The sequence below is a fragment of the Bifidobacterium sp. VU/mBH4 (B4) genome (genome assembly GCF_058199535.1).
The window spans coordinates 301786-317971 of the sequence record NZ_JBVPQJ010000001.1 but is presented as its reverse complement, the minus strand read 5'-3'; the positions used below and the strand labels follow the sequence as shown (position 1 = coordinate 317971).

Genomic DNA, 16186 nt, shown 5'->3' with positions numbered 1-16186 from the left:
GCTTATGCCCTTCCTCGCCGTGGTTTCCGCCGCCGGGCAGCAAACTGCCGCGACCGCGGACCTTCAGCGTCGATCTTTACCAACTGGACTTCGTCACACCCGGCAGCTCGCCGCGATGGGCCTTCTCGCGAAGGCAGATGCGGCACAGGCCGAACTTGCGATAGACGGAATGGGGACGACCGCAGACCTGGCAGCGCGTGTAGCCACGCACCTTGAACTTCGGCTTGCGTGCCGCCTTGTTTCTCAGAGCGGTTTTTGCCATATCAGTTCTCCTTGAAGGGGAAGCCCAGCTGCTTGAGCAGCGCCCGGGCCTCCTGATCGTTCTTGGTGGAGGTCACCACGGTGATATCCATACCACGCTGGTGATCGATCTGATCAGGATCGATCTCGTGGAACATGGACTGCTCCGTGAGACCGAAGTTGTAGTTGCCCTGGCCGTCGAACTGACGGTCGCTGATGCCGCGGAAGTCGCGGATGCGGGGCAGAGCCAGGGTCAGCAGACGATCCAGGAACTCCCACATGCGCACGCCGCGCAGGGTGGCGAAGGCGCCGATGGCCTGTCCCTCGCGCAGGTGGAACTGCGCCACGGACTTCTTGGCCTTGGTGATCTTGGGCTTCTGGCCGGTGATGGCCGTCAGGTCCTTGACCGCACCTTCGATCAGCTTGGAGTCGCGTGCCGCGGCCCCCACGCCCATGGAGACCACGACCTTTTCGATCCTAGGCACCTGCATGGGGTTGGAGAACTTGAACTCCTTCTCCAGCTCGGGCACGATGCTCTCGCGGTACTGCTGCAGCAAACGAGGGACTGCCGGTGCTTCAACGGTGGTATCGCTCATGACAGCTCCTTGCCTGACTTCTTGGCGAAGCGGGTGCGCACGACCTTGACCTTGCCGTCACGCGCCTCCTCCTTGATGTTCACGCCGATGCGAGTCGGCTTCTTGGTCTCTGGGTCGATGACCATCACGTTGGAGCGATGGATGGGCGCCTCGGTCGGGACGATGCCCGACTCTTGACCCTGCTGGGTGGCCCGCACATGCTTCTTGACGATCTGAATACCCTCGACGATCAGACGGTCATTGGGCAGAATCCGCAGGACCTTGCCCTCCTTGCCGCGATCCTTGCCGCGGATGACCTTGACCTGGTCGCCTGTCTTGATCTTGGCTACCACTTCAGATCACCTCCGGTGCCAGGGACACGATCTTCATGAAGCGCTTGTCGCGCAGCTCACGACCGACCGGTCCGAAGATACGAGTGCCGCGGGGCTCACGGCCGGTGCCGAGGATGACCGCCGCGTTCTCGTCGAACTTGATGTAGGAGCCGTCGTGACGACGATGCTCCTTGACCGTACGGACGACGACCGCCTTGACGACCTCGCCCTTCTTGACCGACCCGCCGGGAATGGCATCCTTGACGGTGGCGACGATCACGTCGCCAATGCCGGCATAGCGTCGCTTCGACCCGCCGAGCACGCGGATGGCCAGGATCTCCTTGGCACCCGTGTTGTCGGCGACCTGAAGCCGCGATTCCTGCTGAATCATTGATTCTCCTTAGCCGCGCTGGTTCTCCGCAGACACCCCGCAACAAGGCGGGATGAAATGCGGAGCCTGGCCGAACTTGTTACTTGGCGCGCTCGACGATGGAGTCGAGACGCCAGCGCTTGGTCTTGCTCAGAGGACGGGTCTCCATGATACTCACGAAGTCGCCCACATGGGCCTCGTTCTTCTCATCATGGGCCTTGACCTTGCGGTTGCTGCGGACGACCTTGCCGTACAGGGGGTGGGTCGAACGCTGCTCCAGCTCTACGGTGATGGTCTTGTCCATCTTGTCGGACACGACGTAGCCGCTGCGAACCTTGCGGAAGTTGCGCTCCTGCTTGTCAGCCATGCTTACTTCTCCTCAGCTTTGCTCTCGGCCTTTGCTTCGGCGGGCTCCTGGCTGATGCCCAGCTCGCGCTCACGCAGGACGGTGTACATCCTGGCGATGTCGTGCTTGACGGCCTTGAGGCGGGAGGTGTTCTCCAGCTGACCGGTGGCCGACTGGAAGCGCAGGTTGAACAGCTCTTCCTTGGACTTCTTCAGGAAATCCTCGATCTCCGCATTGGTCTTTTCATTCAGATTCTTGATGGAATACTCGGCTGTTCCGACTGACATCAGATGTCACCGCCTTCACGTGCAATAATCCGGCACTTCATGGGAAGCTTGTCAGTAGCGCGGCGAAGGGCCTCGCGGGCCACATCCTCGCTCACGCCGCCGATCTCGAAGAGCACCCGGCCGGGACGGACATTGGCCACCCAGAACTCGGGCGCGCCCTTGCCGGAACCCATTCGGGATCCCAGGGCGTGCTTGGTCAGGGGACGATCCGGGAAGACCGTGATCCAGACGCGGCCACCACGCTTGATGTACCTGGTCATGGCGATACGGGCCGCCTCGATCTGCCGGTTGGTCAGGTAGGCCGGAGCCAGGGCCTGGATGCCGTAATCGCCGAAAGCGATCTCGTTGCCGCCCTTGGACATGCCCGAACGACCCGGACGATGCTGCTTGCGGTATTTAGTCCTCTTTGGGATAAGCACGGCTCACTCCTTTGCTTCGGTTGCGACGGGGGCCGAGGCGGTCTGCTCCTGAGCCGCCGCTGGCGGCGCGGCCACACCGCTGTTCTGCTTGGCTGCATCCTGCTCGCGGCGGGTGCGTCCCTCAGAGGGACGAACACCACGACGGGGACGACGATCGCCACGCCGACCGGGGCGGTTGTTCTGCTGAGCCTGCTGCTCCTCGAACTGACGCTCGGTCATGTCGCCCTTGTAGATCCATACCTTGACGCCGATGCGGCCGTAGGTGGTCCTGGCCTCGAAGAAGCCGTAATCAATCAGGGCGCGGAGCGTCTGCAGGGGCACGCGGCCCTCACGGTAGAACTCCGAACGGCTCATCTCGGCTCCGCCCAGGCGGCCGGACAGCTTGATCCGGATGCCCTTGGCTCCGGCCCGCATGGCATCCTGCTGAGCCTTGCGCATGGCCCTGCGGAAGGTGACGCGGTTGGTCAGCTGCTCGGCGATGCCCTGAGCCACCAGCTGGGCATCGATGGAGGCGTTCTTGACCTCGAAGATGTTCAGCTGGACCTGCTTGCCGGTGATCTTCTCCAGCTTGGCGCGCACACGCTCGGCCTCGGCTCCGCGACGGCCGATGACAATGCCCGGCCGGGCGGTGTGGATGTCGACGCGCACACGGTCGCGGGTCCGCTCGATGACGATCTTGGAGACGCCTGCGCGCTCCAGATCCTTGTTCATCTCCTTGCGGATCTTGTCGTCCTCAAGAACGAAGTCGCTGTAACGCTCCCCCGCCTTGTTGGAGTCGGAGTACCACTTGCTGCGGTGCTCCTCGGTGATGCCGAGTCGGTACCCAAACGGGTTGATCTTCTGCCCCATTATCGGGCTCCTTCCTTGTCGGCCACCACGACGGTGATGTGGCTGGTCCGCTTGTTGATGCGGGCCGCACGACCTTGGGCGCGGGCGCGGAACCGCCTCAGGGTGGTGCCCTCGTCCACGTAGGTCTCACGAACCATCAGCTCGTTCTCGCGGAAGGGCTGGTTGGCCTTGTCCGCCTTGACACGCGCGTTGGCGATGGCGCTCTCCAGGCACTTGCGGACCGGAACGGCCGCATCCTGGGGGGCGAACTTCAAAATGGTCACGGCCTCGGTCGCCTGCTTGCCTCGGATGAGGTCGACGACGCGGCGAGCCTTGCGAGGCGTCACGCGAACGTGACGTGCAATTGCCTTAGCTTCCATGTGTCTCTACTCTCCCTCGCCTCAGCGGCGTGCTTTCTTGTCGTCCTTCACGTGACCCCTGAAGGTCCTGGTGGGGGCGAATTCGCCGAGCTTGTGGCCGACCATGGCCTCGGTGACGAAGACCGGGACATGCTTGCGGCCATCGTGCACAGCGAAAGTGTGCCCGATGAAGTCCGGGGTGATCATGGAACGACGGGACCAGGTCTTGATGACGTTCTTGGTGCCCTTCTCGTTCTGCTCGTCGACTTTCTTCTGCAAGTGGGCGTCGACGAATGGGCCCTTCTTGATGCTACGAGTCATCTTTCCGACACTCCCTTACTTGCGGTTCTTACCATTTGGACGACGACGCACGATCATCTTGTTGGAGGCCTTCTTGGGCCTGCGGGTGCGAACCTCGCCCTTGCCCCAGGGAGACACTGGCGGCTTGCCGCCACGAGTACGTCCGCCATGCGGGTGGTCGACCGGGTTCATGGACTCGCCACGGGTGATGGGCCTGCGACCCATCCAGCGGGCACGTCCTGCCTTGCCGAGCTGGACGTTGGCGTGGTCGTTGTTGCCGACCTCGCCCACCGTTGCACGGCAACGGGAATCGACGTTGCGGATTTCGCCGGAGGGCATACGCAGCTGGGCGTAGGCCCCGTCCTTGGCCACCAGCTGCACGGCAGCACCGGCCGAGCGGGCGATCTTGGCGCCGCCCAGGGGCCGCAGCTCAATGGCATGGACGATGGTGCCGGTGGGTATGTTGCGCAGAGGCAGGTTGTTGCCGGGCTTGATATCGGCCTGGGGGCCGGTCTCGATGACGTCACCCTGCTTGATGCCCTGCGGGGCGATGATGTAGCGCTTCTCGCCGTCTGCGAAGTGCAGAAGGGCGATGCGGGCCGAGCGGTTGGGATCGTATTCGATCTCAGCCACCTTGGCGGGCACGCCGTCCTTGTCCCAACGACGGAAGTCGATGAGGCGGTACTGGCGCTTGTGTCCGCCGCCGCGGTGACGGCTGGTGACGCGGCCATAGGAGTTGCGTCCGCCGGTCTTGCTCAGCTTGCGAACCAGCGACTTCTCGGGCTTGGAGCGCGTGATTTCGGCGAAGTCCGAAACCGAGGCGTTGCGACGGCCCGCGGTCGTCGGCTTGTATGTACGGATAGCCATAATCTAGTTCTTCCTTAACTTTTCTCGGCTAGCCTTCAGTTGTTGGTACCGAAGACATCGATCGACTGGCCCTCGGCCACCTTGACGATGGCGCGCTTCTCGGCGGCGCGACGACCCCAGCCTGTACGGGTCCGGGTCCGCTTGCCCTGCCGATTGAGGGTGTTGACCGATGTGACCTTCACATTGAAGATCTGCTCGATGGCCTGCTTGATGGCGACCTTGTTGGCATCAGGGTCCACCACGAATGTGTACTGGCCGCGGTCCGAGTTGGCGTAGCTCTTCTCGGAGACGACCGGGCGCAGAATGATGTCGTGTGCTGGCTTGTGAATAGCTGCCATGAAAATCAGGCCTCCTTGACGGTCTCGGACTTGGCGCCGCCCTTGACAGCCAGGAAGGCATCGAAGCCATCCTTGCTGAAGACGACATCCTCGGCCGTGACCACATCGTAGGTGTTGAGCTGATCGGCGAAGAGGACATGGACGGTGGGCAGGTTCCTGACGGAGAGCCACTCGTTGATGTTCTCGCGGGACAGCACGACGGTGGTGAATCTGTTGTCGACCAGGGGCAGCAGGGCTGCTTTGGCGGCCTTGGTGGACGGGGTCTCGCCAATGCCGAAGTCGACCACGTGCACGCGCCCGGCGTTGACCCGGTCGGACAGGACGTAGCGCAGGGCTGCGGCCTTCATCTTCTTGGGGGTGCGCTGGGAGTAGTCACGCGGCTGCGGGCCGTGGACGATGGCGCCACCAGTCCACTGGGGAGCACGGATGGAGCCCTGACGAGCGCGTCCGGTGCCCTTCTGCTTCCAAGGCTTGCGGCCGCCGCCGGAGACGGTGGACCGGGTCTTGACCGAGTGCGTGCCCTGGCGGGCTGCAGCCAGCTGGGCGACGACCACCTGGTGGATCAGCGGCACGTGCGAGCGGACATCCTCCTCGGCAATGCCGAAGATCTGCTCGGGTGCATCCACGGTCCCGGTGTTCTTGCCCTGGGCGTCGGTGATGTTCAGAGTCAACTTAGCCATGGTTTCAGGCTCCCTTCACTGCCGAACGAACCAGGACGATGGCGCCGCGGGGCCCGGGCAGGGCACCCTTGATGGCGATGACGCCCTTCTCGGCATCTGCGGAGACGATGGTCAGGTTCTGGACGGTCGAGGTGTCGTGGCCCATGCGGCCTGCCATCCGCTTCCCCTTGAGGATGCGGCTGGGGGTGGCGCATGCGCCGACAGAACCGGGACGACGCTCGTTCTTGTGCGAGCCGTGGGTGCGACGATAGGACTTGAAGCCCCAACGCTTGATGGTGCCGGCAAAGCCCTTGCCCTTGGTGGTGCCGGTCACATCGACCTCGCTGCCCTCAGGCAGCAGGTCCAGGCCCAGCTCCTGGCCGGGCTGATAGCTGTCGGCATCGGCGGTGCGAACCTCAACCAAGTGACGACGCGGGGTCACTCCGGCCTTGGCGAAGTGGCCAGCCAGCGGCTTGGTCACCTTGGTGGGGTCGATCTGCCCGTAGCCGATCTGGATGGCCTGGTAGCCGTCCTTCTCCTGGTTCTTGACCGCGGTCACCACGTTGGTAGACACATCCACCAGGGTCACCGGGACGAAGAAGCCGTTCTCGTCCCAGACCTGGGACATGCCCAGCTTGCGGCCCAGGAGAGCCTTGCGGTTCCTCTGCTCTTCAGCCATGCGGTTTCCTCCTCCCCTACAGCTTGATCTCAATGTTGACGTCCGCTGGCAGATCGATATGCATCAGCGAATCCACAGCCTTGGGCGTGGGATCCACGATGTCGATCAGGCGCTTGTGGGTGCGCATCTCGAAGTGCTCGCGGGAGTCCTTGTACTTATGAGGAGAACGGATGACAACATACACGTTCTTCTCAGTCGGCAGCGGAACGGGGCCAACCACAGTTGCGCCCGCGTTCGTCACCGTCTCGACGATCTTCTTCGCCGATTGGTCGATGACCTCATGGTCATAGGACTTTAGCCTGATGCGGATTTTCTGTCCCGCCATTGCCGTCCGCCCTTTCTAGCGATCTATGAACTGATTACCCAGTCTGTTTCGAGGGCACGGAACGACAGCCGCAGGAGACATTCCTCCCGACAGGCCTCAGCCGGATCCATGCGCAGCCGTGGAGAATCCCGTGGGGATGGGACTCCTCGCTGCACCCGCTATTGTGATTGACAAAATGCGAGCCCAAAACAGGCAACTTTCTTATTAAAGCACGAGGGTTCCCCTAGAAGAATCCGGGCGTGTCGCACCGCTTCCTGGGGAACCCTCGGCTAAATTCCAGCCCTGTCAGGCCCGCTGGGAGGCCTCCTGGACCACATCCTCGCCCTGGCGGGCAACCCTCATCCGGTGGCCCTCCTCCTGGCTGACCCCGTAGTAGGCAGCCACGGCGATGTCCTTCATGTCTTCAATCAGCGGAATGCGGGGGTTGGCGGGCGTGCACTGATCCTCATAGGCGCGCATGCCGATCTGATCCAAGGACTGCCAGTAGAGGTCCTCGTCCACTCCTGCGGCCTGGAAGGAGGCATCCATGCCCAGGCGCTCGTCCCTGTAGGATTCCACCGCACGGGCCAAGAGCTCCACGCCCTCCTCGGGAGTAGCGGATTCGATGCCCAACACATGGGCCATCTGCCTGTAGCGCTCCGGGGCCACATACTCGCTGTACTTGGGCCAGCTGGTGGGCTCGTCCGGGATGCGTCCGTTGTAGCGGATCACGTAGGGCAGGAGGATGGAGTTGGCCCGCCCATGGGCCACGTGGCAGAGGGCTCCGATGGTATGCGCCATGCCGTGGCACATGCCCAGGAAGGCCGAACCGAAAGCCATCCCAGCCATGGTCGCCGCATTGTGCATCTTCTCCTGGGCGCGCACCTTGGCCTCGCCGCCGGCGGTGCCCACGGCAGGCTCCAGGTTGTCCCAGATCAGCTTGGCCGCGTGCAGGGCCATGGCGTCGGTGTAGTCATTGGCGTAGACCGAAACGAAGGCCTCCATGCAGTGGGTCAGGGCATCGAAGCCCGAGTCGCAGGCCAGCCTCTTGGGCTGGGTGCGGGCGAGTACCGGATCCACGATGGCCACGCTGGGAGTAAGGGCATAGTCGGTGATGGGGTACTTGTATCCGGTTTTATGGTCGGTGATGACCGCAAACGGGGTGACCTCCGAACCCGTGCCTGAAGAGGTGGGAATGCAGACCAGCCTGGCCTTGGCGCCCAGGGGCGGAATCTTGAAGGCCCGCTTGCGGATGTCGAAGAACTTCTCTCGAACATCGGCAAAGGAGATCTCCGGATGCTCATAGAGCAGCCACATGATCTTGGCCGCGTCCATGGGGCTGCCGCCGCCCACGGCGATAATGGTGTCGGGGCCGAACTCATCGCGCATCATGGCCGCACCGCGCTCCACCGTCTCGACGCTGGGCTCCGGCTCTACGTAGTCGATGATGCGGAAGGTGACGGGCTCGGACCTGGCCCGCAGCTGATCGATGATCTTATCGACGATCCCCAGCTGCTCCATGACCTTGTCGCATACGATGACGGCCCGGCGGATGCCGAACATGTCGCGCAGGTAGCGAACGGAGTTGGGCTCGAAATAGGTCTTGGGGGGCACCTTGAACCACTGCATGTTGTTGTTCCTCCGCGCGATCCGCTTGATGTTGATCAGATTGACCGCCTGAACGTTGCCCGAGACCGAGTTGCCGCCGTAGGAGCCGCAGCCCAGGGTCAGGGAGGGGGCGATGGCATTGTAGATGTCGCCGATGCCGCCCAGGGAGCTGGGCTGGTTCCAAACGATCCGGCAGGCGTGCATGCGCTGGCCGTACTCGCGCACCAGCCTCTCGTCGTCGGTGTGGATGGCTGCCGTGTGCCCGGCGCCGTAGCGCAGCATCTGCTCGCAGAGGGAGAAGCCCTCGTCCTTGTTGCGAGCCTTGAGCACGGCCTGAACCGGAGCCAGCTTCTCCAGGGTCAGGGGTTCCATGGGGCCGACCTGATCGCATTGGGCTGCCAGGATGGTCGCGTCCTCGGGGATCTCGAACCCGGCCTGGCGGGCGATGAACTGTGGAGACTTGCCCGGAACCTCGGAATTGAGCCTGGGAGCGGGAGCGTCGGCACCGGCATGGGCCCGCACGCCGAACATGTACTCCTCCAGCTTGGCCTTCTCCTCGGGATTGACGAAGTAAGCCTTGCGTCGCTTCATCTCCTCGATCACCCGATCATGTACATCCTGATGAGCGATGATGGCCTGCTCTGTGGCGCAGATCATGCCGTAGTCGAAATGCTTGGACAGGATCAGGTCGTTGACGGCCCGGGGCACGTTGACCCTGCGGTCCACATATGCCGGGGCATTGCCGGCTCCTACACCCAGGGCAGGCTTGCCCGAAGAGTAGGCGGCCTTGACCATGCCGGGGCCGCCGGTGGCCAGTATGGTGGCCACGCCGGGATGCTGCATCAGGGCGCCGGTGGCCTCGACTGAAGGGTGCTCGATCCACTGGATGCAATCGCGCGGAGCGCCCGCCTCGATGGCTGCGTCACGGACGATCCGGGCCGCCTCCACCGAGCAGCGCTGGGCGTAGGGGTGGAATCCGAAGACGATGGGACAGCGGGTCTTCAGGGCCAGCAGTGATTTGAAGATGGCAGTCGAGGTGGGATTGGTCACCGGGGTCACGCCGGCCACGACTCCCACCGGCTCGGCCACCTCGATGATGCCGTCCACGTCGTTTTCGCTGATGATGCCCACGGTGCGCTGCTTGGCCAGGTAATTGGTCACATGCTCGCAGGCGAAGATGTTCTTGGTGGCCTTGTCTTCCACCAGGCCGCGTCCGGTCTCCTCCACGGCCATCTGCGCCAGCGGCAGGTGCTTGTTCAGGGCCGCGATCGAAGCCTTGGCCACGATCCGATCGACATGCTCCTGGTCGAGCTCTTCAAAGGCGCGTAAAGCCGACTGCGCGCGGACGACCAGGGCATCAACCTCCCTGCGAGCCAGCTCACTGCTGTCGGGCTGGCCGTTTTTCCCGCCAGCTGCCGGCTCCTGTACTTGATGCTCATGCTTTTGCTTCTGCATTCCAGCCACGATATTGGCCCTCCTCATGTTCCGCGGATGCCGGTCAGCACGGCAGACAGTCTCAGACCGTGCCGGTCCACGAAGGACATCCGTCATAACGTGACGAAAGTCACAATATAGACCAGAGTGGTCACCATTGAGCCCCAGGATGAGCGAACGTTCGCTTGAAGCGTGTCGTGTGGGAATTCGTGGTTTTTCTGGTCATTTTCCGCACGCCAACGTGCGCTTTGCCGTTCGCTTCTGCAGGGACCGTCAAGGCATGAAAAATCCCCGGGGTCCATGAGAACCTCGGGGATGGAAAAAACTGCGAACGTCAGCGCTTGGAGAACTGCGGGGCGCGACGGGCCTTGTGCAGACCGGCCTTCTTGCGCTCCACCACGCGGGCGTCACGGGTCAGGAATCCGGCCTTCTTCAAGGCAGGACGGTTGGCGTCCCGGTCGATGGCGTTCAGGGCGCGTGCTACGCCCAGACGGACTGCGCCGGCCTGGCCGGTCACGCCGCCGCCCTCGACGCGCACAACCACGTCGAACTTGTTCTCAAGCTTGAGCAGCACGATCGGCGAGTTGACCTCGCGCTGGTGCAGCTTGCTGGGGAAGTACTCCTCCAGGGTGTGTCCGTTGATGCTCCACTTGCCAGAGCCCGGGATCAGACGGACGCGGGCGACGGCCTCCTTGCGGCGGCCGGTGCCGTAGCCCGGCTCGATGGCGGAGGTGCCGGTGCCTGCGCCGGCGTTGGTCTCGGAAGTGTAGGAAGCGCTGGTCTCCTCGGCCTCAAGAACCGCGGAGCTGTTGTTGTTGTCAGCCATGGTGATTATCTCCTCTGGTCCTACTTGGCCTGCTGGGCGACCTGATGGATCTTGTACTCAATGGGCTGCTGCGAGGTGTGAGGATGCTCCTCGCCTGCGAAGACCCGCAGCCTGGTCAGCTGGACCTTGGCCAGCTTGTTCTTGGGCAGCATGCCCTTGACCGCCGTCGTGATGATGCGCTCGGGGTTGTGCTCCATCAACTGCCCGTAGGAGTCGCGACGCAGACCGCCAGGGCGGCCGGAGTGGGTGTAGAGCACCTTGTCGTTCTTGTTGCCCGTCAGCACCATCTTGGACGCGTTGATGACGATGACGTTGTTGCCGGAGTCGGCGTATGGCGCATAGGTGGGCTTGTTCTTGCCGCGCAGCAGATCGGCCACCTGGGCTGCCAGACGCCCCAGCACCACACCGGAGGCATCGACGATATACCAGTCATGTGTCAGATCGGCTGGTTTCGGGGTGAAAGTCTTCACGATTCAACCTTTTCCTTGCATTGTGTTTCGGGCTCTCCGCGCCGCATGCTGCCATGCTGGCCGAAAGCCATGTATTCCGTGGGCTCCCTGAAAGTCCTAGACGGCGAGTGGGAAAAGCGCTTTGAGGACCCCTTAGGGAAACACAACAATCCATTATTGTAACGCCTGAGTGCCGTTCGTCAAAATTCGCGTCGGCCCTAGTTTCAGCGGGAGGCGGCTGCCCGTGCCACCTGCCCGTCCGGATCCTTGCGCAGAGCCTCAAGGGTCGCCTGCCCGGTGTTGGGATTCAGGGCCACGGCCCGGCGCACCATGGCGGCCAGCACATGGGGGGCGTCCTGCTCGTCGCGAGTGCCCAGAGCCCCAAGAAAGTCCAGGGTATCGGCATCGGTGCGCTCGTCCTGGGCGCCCTCCAGACGCATTTTCCAGGAGGTCATGGGGTTGGTCAGCGCGGCATCCCTGACACCGGCGTCCTCGTCCTTGGTGAGCAGACCGGCCAGCCAATTCTTGTCGTCCTTGTTGGCGGCCACCGCCCGGCGGACCTCAGGGCTGGAATCCTGGGAGAGCTTGACCAGGATATTGGGGAAAGGCATGGTCTGTGCCAGGTAGACCCTGTCCTCCACCGGCGTATGCTCATTGCCGGCCACCGCCTCCAGCAGTGCCGTGAAGCGTGAGAAGGCGGCCTGGTCGGACCTGTCGGGCAGGGGGCTGCGGGCGAACTCGTGCAGCTCGGCCGTATCCGTGGAGTGCCTGAGCCTTTCATAGAACACGGTCAGGGCCTCGTGGGGCTTGCCGGCTGATGGGGATTCGGTTTCCGGTTGGTCCTGGGGATTGGTCATGCAGCCAGCTTAGGTCGTCTCCTTGATATCAGACCCGGCCCGGGATCCCCTCTAGCATGGAGATAATGCAAGCACCGAGGACACGATAGGCATAGGAGGCAAGCCGATTTGCTCACCATACTGGATACGCCGCAGAAACCGGCTACTGGCTCTCTGACCGAGCGGAAGTCCGAGTTCATCGGCCAGGCCTGCCATGTGGAGGACCAGGAGGCAGCCATGGCCTTCGTCCAAGAGGTCCGTTTACAGCACCCCAAGGCCCGGCACGTCTGCCACTGCGCGATCTGGGGACCGGAGGGCCGCACCAGCGAACGCATGAGCGATGACGGGGAGCCTTCCGGGACGGCCGGCAAGCCCATACTTGAGGTCATGCGTCGGCAGGGAGTGACCGACTGCGTCCTGACGGTGACCCGTTACTTCGGGGGGATCCTTCTCGGGTCAGGAGGGCTGATCCGGGCCTACTCCTCAGCAGCCTCCCTGGCGCTCAGGGCGGCAAAACAGGCACGCGTGCTCCCGACCCAGCGATTCACGATCACCGTGGACTATCCAGAGTACGATCCCCTGCGCCGTCTGATCCGCACCTCCGGGGGGCACGTGGAGACCGAGGACTTCACTGATCGGGTCCGATTGACCTACGCCCTGGAGCCCGCCGCTGTGCCAGCCTTTCATGGTCGGCTGGACGACCTTCTGCAGGGCCGTGCCCAGCCGAGCGCGTTGGGCCAAGGCCGCAGGCTGATTCCCCTGTCTGGGAACCGGGCTTCGTCTGCCTCATGACTGCCGGGACGGTCCATGCAACCATTGCTCGGCTGCCGTCTTCCCCGCCAGACAGGCTCATGCCGCATGCCGTCGTACTGCCGCCATGCAGACCGCGACCTTTCCAGGCCTAAGCTCCACACAGGATATGGGAATAACCATCTTGGGCGATGAATCTCCAGTAATGAATAAGACCGGCGATCGTGCAAGATCAGCGATCACCGGTCATCAGGCGGAGACGAGGAGATTCGAACTCCTGGACCGCTTGCGCAGTCAACACCTTAGCAGGGTGCCCCTTTCGGCCACTCAGGCACGTCTCCATGCAGGCTCCCGATCCAGGGCCCGAGCCCCATAATTTCGAGAACAAAACAATAGAATACCATGATTGACCGACCTGACTCGCCGGTGCGGCAGGATGCAATACAGCACAGGACAGATTCATCCATTTTCATGGATAAAAACCAGAGATGTGAATCTTTTCCAAGAATTTACGTTTGAGAATAATTTATCGCATGTTTCTCTGGGGCCCCCTTATACCATGGAGCCATGAGTACCGCACCAAGGCTTGCAGCCGCCAAGAAAGACTGGGGACATGACGAGACCGGCTGCACGGTGCTGCACATTGACATGGATGCCTTCTACGCCTCCTGCGAAGTCGCACGACACCCTCAATTGCAGGGCCGGCCGGTCATCATCGGCACCGGACGGCGGTCGGTGGTCTCCGCGGCCAGCTATGAAGCCAGGGCTTTCGGCATCAACTCGGCCATGCCCCTGGCACGTGCCGAGCGACTGTGCCCTCAAGGGGTCTTCCTCCCGGTCGACATGACCTATTACCGGAATATCTCACGAAGGATATTTGATACGGTTTTCTCACGAATCACCGATCAGATCGAGCAGGTCTCAGTAGATGAATGCTACATGGACGTGTCCGGGGCGCTCATGCGCTGGGGCATGCCCACGGCCATAGCCCGGTGGATCCGAGCCAGTGTGGCCCGCCAATTCCACGTGACCTGCTCGGTGGGCATCGCCACCAACAAACTGGTAGCCAAGATGGCCTCCACCAACGCCAAGCCCGACGGCATGCTGCTGATTCCCAAGGCCCGGCAGGCCGAGTTCGTCCAACTGATGCCCCTGCGCGGCATCCCCGGCATCGGACCGGCCCTGGAGAAGCGGCTCAACGCCTGGGCCATCAAGGATGTGGCCGACCTGGCCACCATGAGCGAGCGGGATCTGACACGGGCCACAGGTTCGAGCCTGACAGCCAGGAAGCTGGCACAGGCCTCACACGGACTGGACGACGATCCGGTCCAGCCGCGAGCGCCAGAGAAGTCCCTAGGCGCGGAACGCACCTTTCTGCACGACACCACCAGCATGAAGCAGGTCTGCGACCTCCTGCGCGTCTGCAGCAACGAAGTGGCCACCGGACTGCGATCGCACGACCTGATCGCCCGAACCATCACCGTCAAACTCCGCTTCGATGATCTGCGCTATATGACCAAGGCCCACACCCTGGAGACACCGGTCAACTCAGCCAACCGCATCTATCCGCAAGCAGTCGGCCTGCTGAAGGCCATGCTGGGGCTGCCCGATGGCGTGCCCATGGACACACCCCTACCCAGGCTGATCCGCCTGGCCGGCGTCAGCGCATCCGGCCTGAGCCGGGTGGAGGACACGCCCATCCAGCCGTCCTTGGACGACATCATCCACGAGAACAAACGCAGCACCGGCAGCGAGGCCCAGCGCCTGGACCAGGCAGAGGCCACCATGGACTCCATCAGGAACCGCTACGGCAAGGGCTCAGTCAGCATGGGCCTCTAAGCGGCGCTCCGCAGACGTCCCAAGGCCAGCTCCAGCTGCTCATCGTTGATGGTTGACGAGAATCGCAGATAGCGGCCATCCCCGTAGAACTCCCCGGGACTAGCCAGAATGCCCAGACGGGACAGGTCTGCCATATCGGCCCAACAGTCTCCCGAGCGGGCTGGTGCCCAGATATAAAGGCCGCCCTGAGGCATGACGGCATCGTATCCGTAAGCTCCGAGAGCTTCAGTCAGGGCATGCAGGCGACGTGCGTAGACATCGCGCTGGGCCATCACAGCCTCGCCATCCTCCAGAGCGGCCCGCATAGCCCCTTGCACTGGACCTGGCACAATCAGTCCCACCTGCTTGCGGTAGGCGGTCATGGCCTCCACCAGCTGAGCATCGCCAGCCACCAGGGCCGCCCTGTATCCGGCCATGTTGGACTGCTTGCTCATTGAGTACAGGCAGAGTATCCCGCTGGCATCGCCGCCGCAGACTTCAGTCTCCAGGATGCAGGGCGAGGCCTGGGCGGATCCTGACCAGTCCAGCAGGGCATAGCACTCGTCGCTCAGAACCGTGGCCCCTATCGAACGGGCCGCCCGTACAATCCTGGCCAATCCGCTTCGGTCGATGATCTGCCCGCCGGGGTTGCCCGGCGAATTGATCCACAGTGCTCGCACGCCGGGCAGATGCACCCATGAATCCGTGTCAGCCGGATCCTCCACGGTCGTCACCTGGGCCCCGGCCAGCTGTGTTCCGATGGCATAGGTGGGATAGGATACCGCCGGTTGCACCACCCGATCCCCCGGCCCCAGATGCAGGAGGGAGGCCATGAGCGCCACCGCCTCCTTGGACCCGACCGTGGGTACCAGATCCGCTCCCAAGGCATCCAAATCGACCCCGCGACAACGACGGAACCAGTCGGCTGCAGCCTGCCTCAGGAGACCATCACCGGCAGTCTTCGGGTAGCCTCGTGCCTGGCCATCATCCGCAGCAGCCGCCAAGGCCTCCCTGACCGACCTGGGTACAGGGTCCACCGGCGAACCCACCGACAGGTCGACCAGACCGCCGGGGCATTGCTCGGCACGCCGCCGATAGGAGTCAATCCTTGACCAGTCGTAGGGGGATGCGAAAGAGTGGAAACCCATGGTCCGCCTTTCTCCTATAAGTAAGCCGCGGTGGGATGGCTCCCATCCGCGGCTCGTCAGCCTTCATCGACTACTTGTTGGGTGGCAGGGCTGCCACACCCTCCGGATCGTGATCGTAGGGGCCGACCGCAGCGGCGCCGCCGGCATCCCCCACCTGGGCGAAGAAATCAGTAGCCGCATCCTTATACCAGGTCCACTCCTCGGGCAGGTCGTCCTCGTAGAAGATGGCCTCCACCGGGCAGACCGGCTCGCAGGCGCCGCAGTCCACGCACTCGTTGGGGTTGATGTAGAGCGAGCGGACGCCCTCGTAGATGCAGTCCACTGGGCATTCATCCACGCAGGCCTTGTCCTTGACGTCCACGCAGGGCTGAGCGATGACGTAGGTCATGGGTTACCTCCTGAGTATGCAAATAC

At 63.0% G+C, this 16186-nt stretch carries 23 protein-coding genes and 1 tRNA gene; 2 read left to right on the top strand and 22 right to left on the bottom strand.

Translation table 11 applies throughout. From position 1 onward, the window contains the following. Positions 1 to 76: 76 nt before the first annotated feature. From AC0AII_RS01355 to AC0AII_RS01265, 19 genes are all read right to left on the bottom strand, one after another. Positions 77 to 262, bottom strand: a complete 186-nt coding sequence (locus AC0AII_RS01355; RefSeq protein ID WP_015022346.1) for a type Z 30S ribosomal protein S14 — start codon at positions 260 to 262, stop codon at positions 77 to 79. Position 263: 1 nt separating this feature from the next. After that, the gene (gene rplE / locus AC0AII_RS01350) at positions 264 to 836 is read right to left on the bottom strand and encodes a 50S ribosomal protein L5 (protein ID WP_024626788.1); all 573 of its coding nucleotides are present in this window, start codon (positions 834 to 836) and stop codon (positions 264 to 266) included. Beyond that, positions 833 to 1168, bottom strand: coding sequence for a 50S ribosomal protein L24 (gene rplX, locus AC0AII_RS01345; protein WP_015022348.1), 336 nt, complete (start codon positions 1166 to 1168; stop codon positions 833 to 835). Before rplX ends, rplE begins: the two co-directional genes overlap by 4 nt. 1 nt (position 1169) lies before the next feature. Next, positions 1170 to 1538 (bottom strand): 50S ribosomal protein L14, encoded by a 369-nt coding sequence (gene rplN, locus AC0AII_RS01340; protein WP_015022349.1) that lies wholly within the window; start codon positions 1536 to 1538, stop codon positions 1170 to 1172. 79 nt (positions 1539 to 1617) lie between these two features. Continuing rightward, on the bottom strand, positions 1618 to 1884 hold the full coding sequence (gene rpsQ / locus AC0AII_RS01335; protein ID WP_015022350.1) for a 30S ribosomal protein S17: 267 nt from the start codon (positions 1882 to 1884) through the stop codon (positions 1618 to 1620). 2 nt (positions 1885 to 1886) lie between these two features. Continuing rightward, a complete protein-coding gene (gene rpmC, locus AC0AII_RS01330; protein WP_015022351.1) occupies positions 1887 to 2150 on the bottom strand; it encodes a 50S ribosomal protein L29 in 264 nt (87 codons plus the stop codon). Then, a complete protein-coding gene (gene rplP, locus AC0AII_RS01325) occupies positions 2150 to 2569 on the bottom strand; it encodes a 50S ribosomal protein L16 (RefSeq protein WP_015022352.1) in 420 nt (139 codons plus the stop codon). Before rplP ends, rpmC begins: the two co-directional genes overlap by 1 nt. Positions 2570 to 2572: 3 nt before the next feature. Beyond that, positions 2573 to 3418, bottom strand: a complete 846-nt coding sequence (rpsC, locus tag AC0AII_RS01320; protein ID WP_029678066.1) for a 30S ribosomal protein S3 — start codon at positions 3416 to 3418, stop codon at positions 2573 to 2575. Then, positions 3418 to 3777 carry a 50S ribosomal protein L22 gene (gene rplV / locus AC0AII_RS01315; RefSeq protein ID WP_045924817.1) on the bottom strand — a complete coding sequence of 120 codons (360 nt, stop codon included), beginning with the start codon at positions 3775 to 3777 and terminating at the stop codon, positions 3418 to 3420. The genes rpsC and rplV overlap by 1 nt, the downstream gene beginning before the upstream one ends. 21 nt (positions 3778 to 3798) lie before the next feature. Beyond that, complete coding sequence (rpsS, locus tag AC0AII_RS01310) at positions 3799 to 4077, bottom strand: 30S ribosomal protein S19 (RefSeq protein WP_015022355.1); 279 nt, start codon at positions 4075 to 4077, stop codon at positions 3799 to 3801. A 15-nt stretch (positions 4078 to 4092) separates the two neighbouring features. Beyond that, entirely contained in the window at positions 4093 to 4923 is an 831-nt protein-coding gene (gene rplB / locus AC0AII_RS01305; protein ID WP_015022356.1) for a 50S ribosomal protein L2, read from the bottom strand. Between the two features lie 35 nt (positions 4924 to 4958). Next, positions 4959 to 5261: a 50S ribosomal protein L23 gene (gene rplW / locus AC0AII_RS01300; protein ID WP_015022357.1), complete on the bottom strand. Its 303-nt coding sequence runs from the start codon at positions 5259 to 5261 to the stop codon at positions 4959 to 4961. A 5-nt stretch (positions 5262 to 5266) separates the two neighbouring features. Beyond that, the gene (rplD, locus tag AC0AII_RS01295; protein ID WP_015022358.1) at positions 5267 to 5941 is read right to left on the bottom strand and encodes a 50S ribosomal protein L4; all 675 of its coding nucleotides are present in this window, start codon (positions 5939 to 5941) and stop codon (positions 5267 to 5269) included. 4 nt (positions 5942 to 5945) lie between these two features. After that, positions 5946 to 6599 (bottom strand): 50S ribosomal protein L3, encoded by a 654-nt coding sequence (gene rplC / locus AC0AII_RS01290; RefSeq protein ID WP_015022359.1) that lies wholly within the window; start codon positions 6597 to 6599, stop codon positions 5946 to 5948. Positions 6600 to 6615: 16 nt separating this feature from the next. After that, positions 6616 to 6924: a 30S ribosomal protein S10 gene (gene rpsJ / locus AC0AII_RS01285; RefSeq protein WP_006295278.1), complete on the bottom strand. Its 309-nt coding sequence runs from the start codon at positions 6922 to 6924 to the stop codon at positions 6616 to 6618. A 285-nt stretch (positions 6925 to 7209) separates the two neighbouring features. Further along, a complete protein-coding gene (gene adhE, locus AC0AII_RS01280; RefSeq protein WP_490445821.1) occupies positions 7210 to 9966 on the bottom strand; it encodes a bifunctional acetaldehyde-CoA/alcohol dehydrogenase in 2757 nt (918 codons plus the stop codon). A gap of 313 nt (positions 9967 to 10279) precedes the next feature. Next, positions 10280 to 10771 carry a 30S ribosomal protein S9 gene (gene rpsI, locus AC0AII_RS01275; protein ID WP_015022361.1) on the bottom strand — a complete coding sequence of 164 codons (492 nt, stop codon included), beginning with the start codon at positions 10769 to 10771 and terminating at the stop codon, positions 10280 to 10282. A gap of 20 nt (positions 10772 to 10791) precedes the next feature. Then, positions 10792 to 11241: a 50S ribosomal protein L13 gene (gene rplM / locus AC0AII_RS01270; RefSeq protein WP_024626794.1), complete on the bottom strand. Its 450-nt coding sequence runs from the start codon at positions 11239 to 11241 to the stop codon at positions 10792 to 10794. 203 nt (positions 11242 to 11444) lie between these two features. Continuing rightward, the gene (locus AC0AII_RS01265; RefSeq protein WP_144085047.1) at positions 11445 to 12077 is read right to left on the bottom strand and encodes an AbrB family transcriptional regulator; all 633 of its coding nucleotides are present in this window, start codon (positions 12075 to 12077) and stop codon (positions 11445 to 11447) included. 108 nt (positions 12078 to 12185) lie between these two features. Between AC0AII_RS01265 and AC0AII_RS01260 the strand changes: the two genes are divergently transcribed. Continuing rightward, positions 12186 to 12848, top strand: a complete 663-nt coding sequence (locus AC0AII_RS01260) for an IMPACT family protein (protein WP_490445820.1) — start codon at positions 12186 to 12188, stop codon at positions 12846 to 12848. Positions 12849 to 13060: 212 nt separating this feature from the next. Here AC0AII_RS01260 and AC0AII_RS01255 read toward each other — a convergent pair. Next, positions 13061 to 13147, bottom strand: a tRNA-Ser gene (locus tag AC0AII_RS01255). 226 nt (positions 13148 to 13373) lie between these two features. On the opposite strand from AC0AII_RS01255, the gene dinB reads away from it, so the two are divergent. Next, complete coding sequence (dinB, locus tag AC0AII_RS01250) at positions 13374 to 14645, top strand: DNA polymerase IV (protein ID WP_490445819.1); 1272 nt, start codon at positions 13374 to 13376, stop codon at positions 14643 to 14645. On the opposite strand, the gene dapC is transcribed toward dinB, so the two are convergent. Beyond that, a complete protein-coding gene (dapC, locus tag AC0AII_RS01245; RefSeq protein WP_490445818.1) occupies positions 14642 to 15772 on the bottom strand; it encodes a succinyldiaminopimelate transaminase in 1131 nt (376 codons plus the stop codon). The genes dinB and dapC overlap by 4 nt on opposite strands. A 70-nt stretch (positions 15773 to 15842) precedes the next feature. Beyond that, positions 15843 to 16160 carry a ferredoxin gene (fdxA, locus tag AC0AII_RS01240; RefSeq protein WP_015022367.1) on the bottom strand — a complete coding sequence of 106 codons (318 nt, stop codon included), beginning with the start codon at positions 16158 to 16160 and terminating at the stop codon, positions 15843 to 15845. Between the last annotated feature and the right edge of the window lie 26 nt (positions 16161 to 16186).

What these genes read in the sequence shown, in the direction of transcription:
- AC0AII_RS01355 (WP_015022346.1), bottom strand. Translation starts at nt 262, where the DNA reads ATGGCAAAAACCGCTCTGAGAAACAAGGCGGCACGCAAGCCGAAGTTC.
- rplE (WP_024626788.1), bottom strand. Translation starts at nt 836, where the DNA reads ATGAGCGATACCACCGTTGAAGCACCGGCAGTCCCTCGTTTGCTGCAG.
- rplN (WP_015022349.1), bottom strand. Translation starts at nt 1,538, where the DNA reads ATGATTCAGCAGGAATCGCGGCTTCAGGTCGCCGACAACACGGGTGCC.
- rpsQ (WP_015022350.1), bottom strand. Translation starts at nt 1,884, where the DNA reads ATGGCTGACAAGCAGGAGCGCAACTTCCGCAAGGTTCGCAGCGGCTAC.
- rpmC (WP_015022351.1), bottom strand. Translation starts at nt 2,150, where the DNA reads ATGTCAGTCGGAACAGCCGAGTATTCCATCAAGAATCTGAATGAAAAG.
- rpsC (WP_029678066.1), bottom strand. Translation starts at nt 3,418, where the DNA reads ATGGGGCAGAAGATCAACCCGTTTGGGTACCGACTCGGCATCACCGAG.
- rplV (WP_045924817.1), bottom strand. Translation starts at nt 3,777, where the DNA reads ATGGAAGCTAAGGCAATTGCACGTCACGTTCGCGTGACGCCTCGCAAG.
- rpsS (WP_015022355.1), bottom strand. Translation starts at nt 4,077, where the DNA reads ATGACTCGTAGCATCAAGAAGGGCCCATTCGTCGACGCCCACTTGCAG.
- rplB (WP_015022356.1), bottom strand. Translation starts at nt 4,923, where the DNA reads ATGGCTATCCGTACATACAAGCCGACGACCGCGGGCCGTCGCAACGCC.
- rplW (WP_015022357.1), bottom strand. Translation starts at nt 5,261, where the DNA reads ATGGCAGCTATTCACAAGCCAGCACACGACATCATTCTGCGCCCGGTC.
- rplD (WP_015022358.1), bottom strand. Translation starts at nt 5,941, where the DNA reads ATGGCTAAGTTGACTCTGAACATCACCGACGCCCAGGGCAAGAACACC.
- rplC (WP_015022359.1), bottom strand. Translation starts at nt 6,599, where the DNA reads ATGGCTGAAGAGCAGAGGAACCGCAAGGCTCTCCTGGGCCGCAAGCTG.
- rpsJ (WP_006295278.1), bottom strand. Translation starts at nt 6,924, where the DNA reads ATGGCGGGACAGAAAATCCGCATCAGGCTAAAGTCCTATGACCATGAG.
- adhE (WP_490445821.1), bottom strand. Translation starts at nt 9,966, where the DNA reads ATGCAGAAGCAAAAGCATGAGCATCAAGTACAGGAGCCGGCAGCTGGC.
- rpsI (WP_015022361.1), bottom strand. Translation starts at nt 10,771, where the DNA reads ATGGCTGACAACAACAACAGCTCCGCGGTTCTTGAGGCCGAGGAGACC.
- AC0AII_RS01265 (WP_144085047.1), bottom strand. Translation starts at nt 12,077, where the DNA reads ATGACCAATCCCCAGGACCAACCGGAAACCGAATCCCCATCAGCCGGC.
- dinB (WP_490445819.1), top strand. Translation starts at nt 13,374, where the DNA reads ATGAGTACCGCACCAAGGCTTGCAGCCGCCAAGAAAGACTGGGGACAT.
- dapC (WP_490445818.1), bottom strand. Translation starts at nt 15,772, where the DNA reads ATGGGTTTCCACTCTTTCGCATCCCCCTACGACTGGTCAAGGATTGAC.
- fdxA (WP_015022367.1), bottom strand. Translation starts at nt 16,160, where the DNA reads ATGACCTACGTCATCGCTCAGCCCTGCGTGGACGTCAAGGACAAGGCC.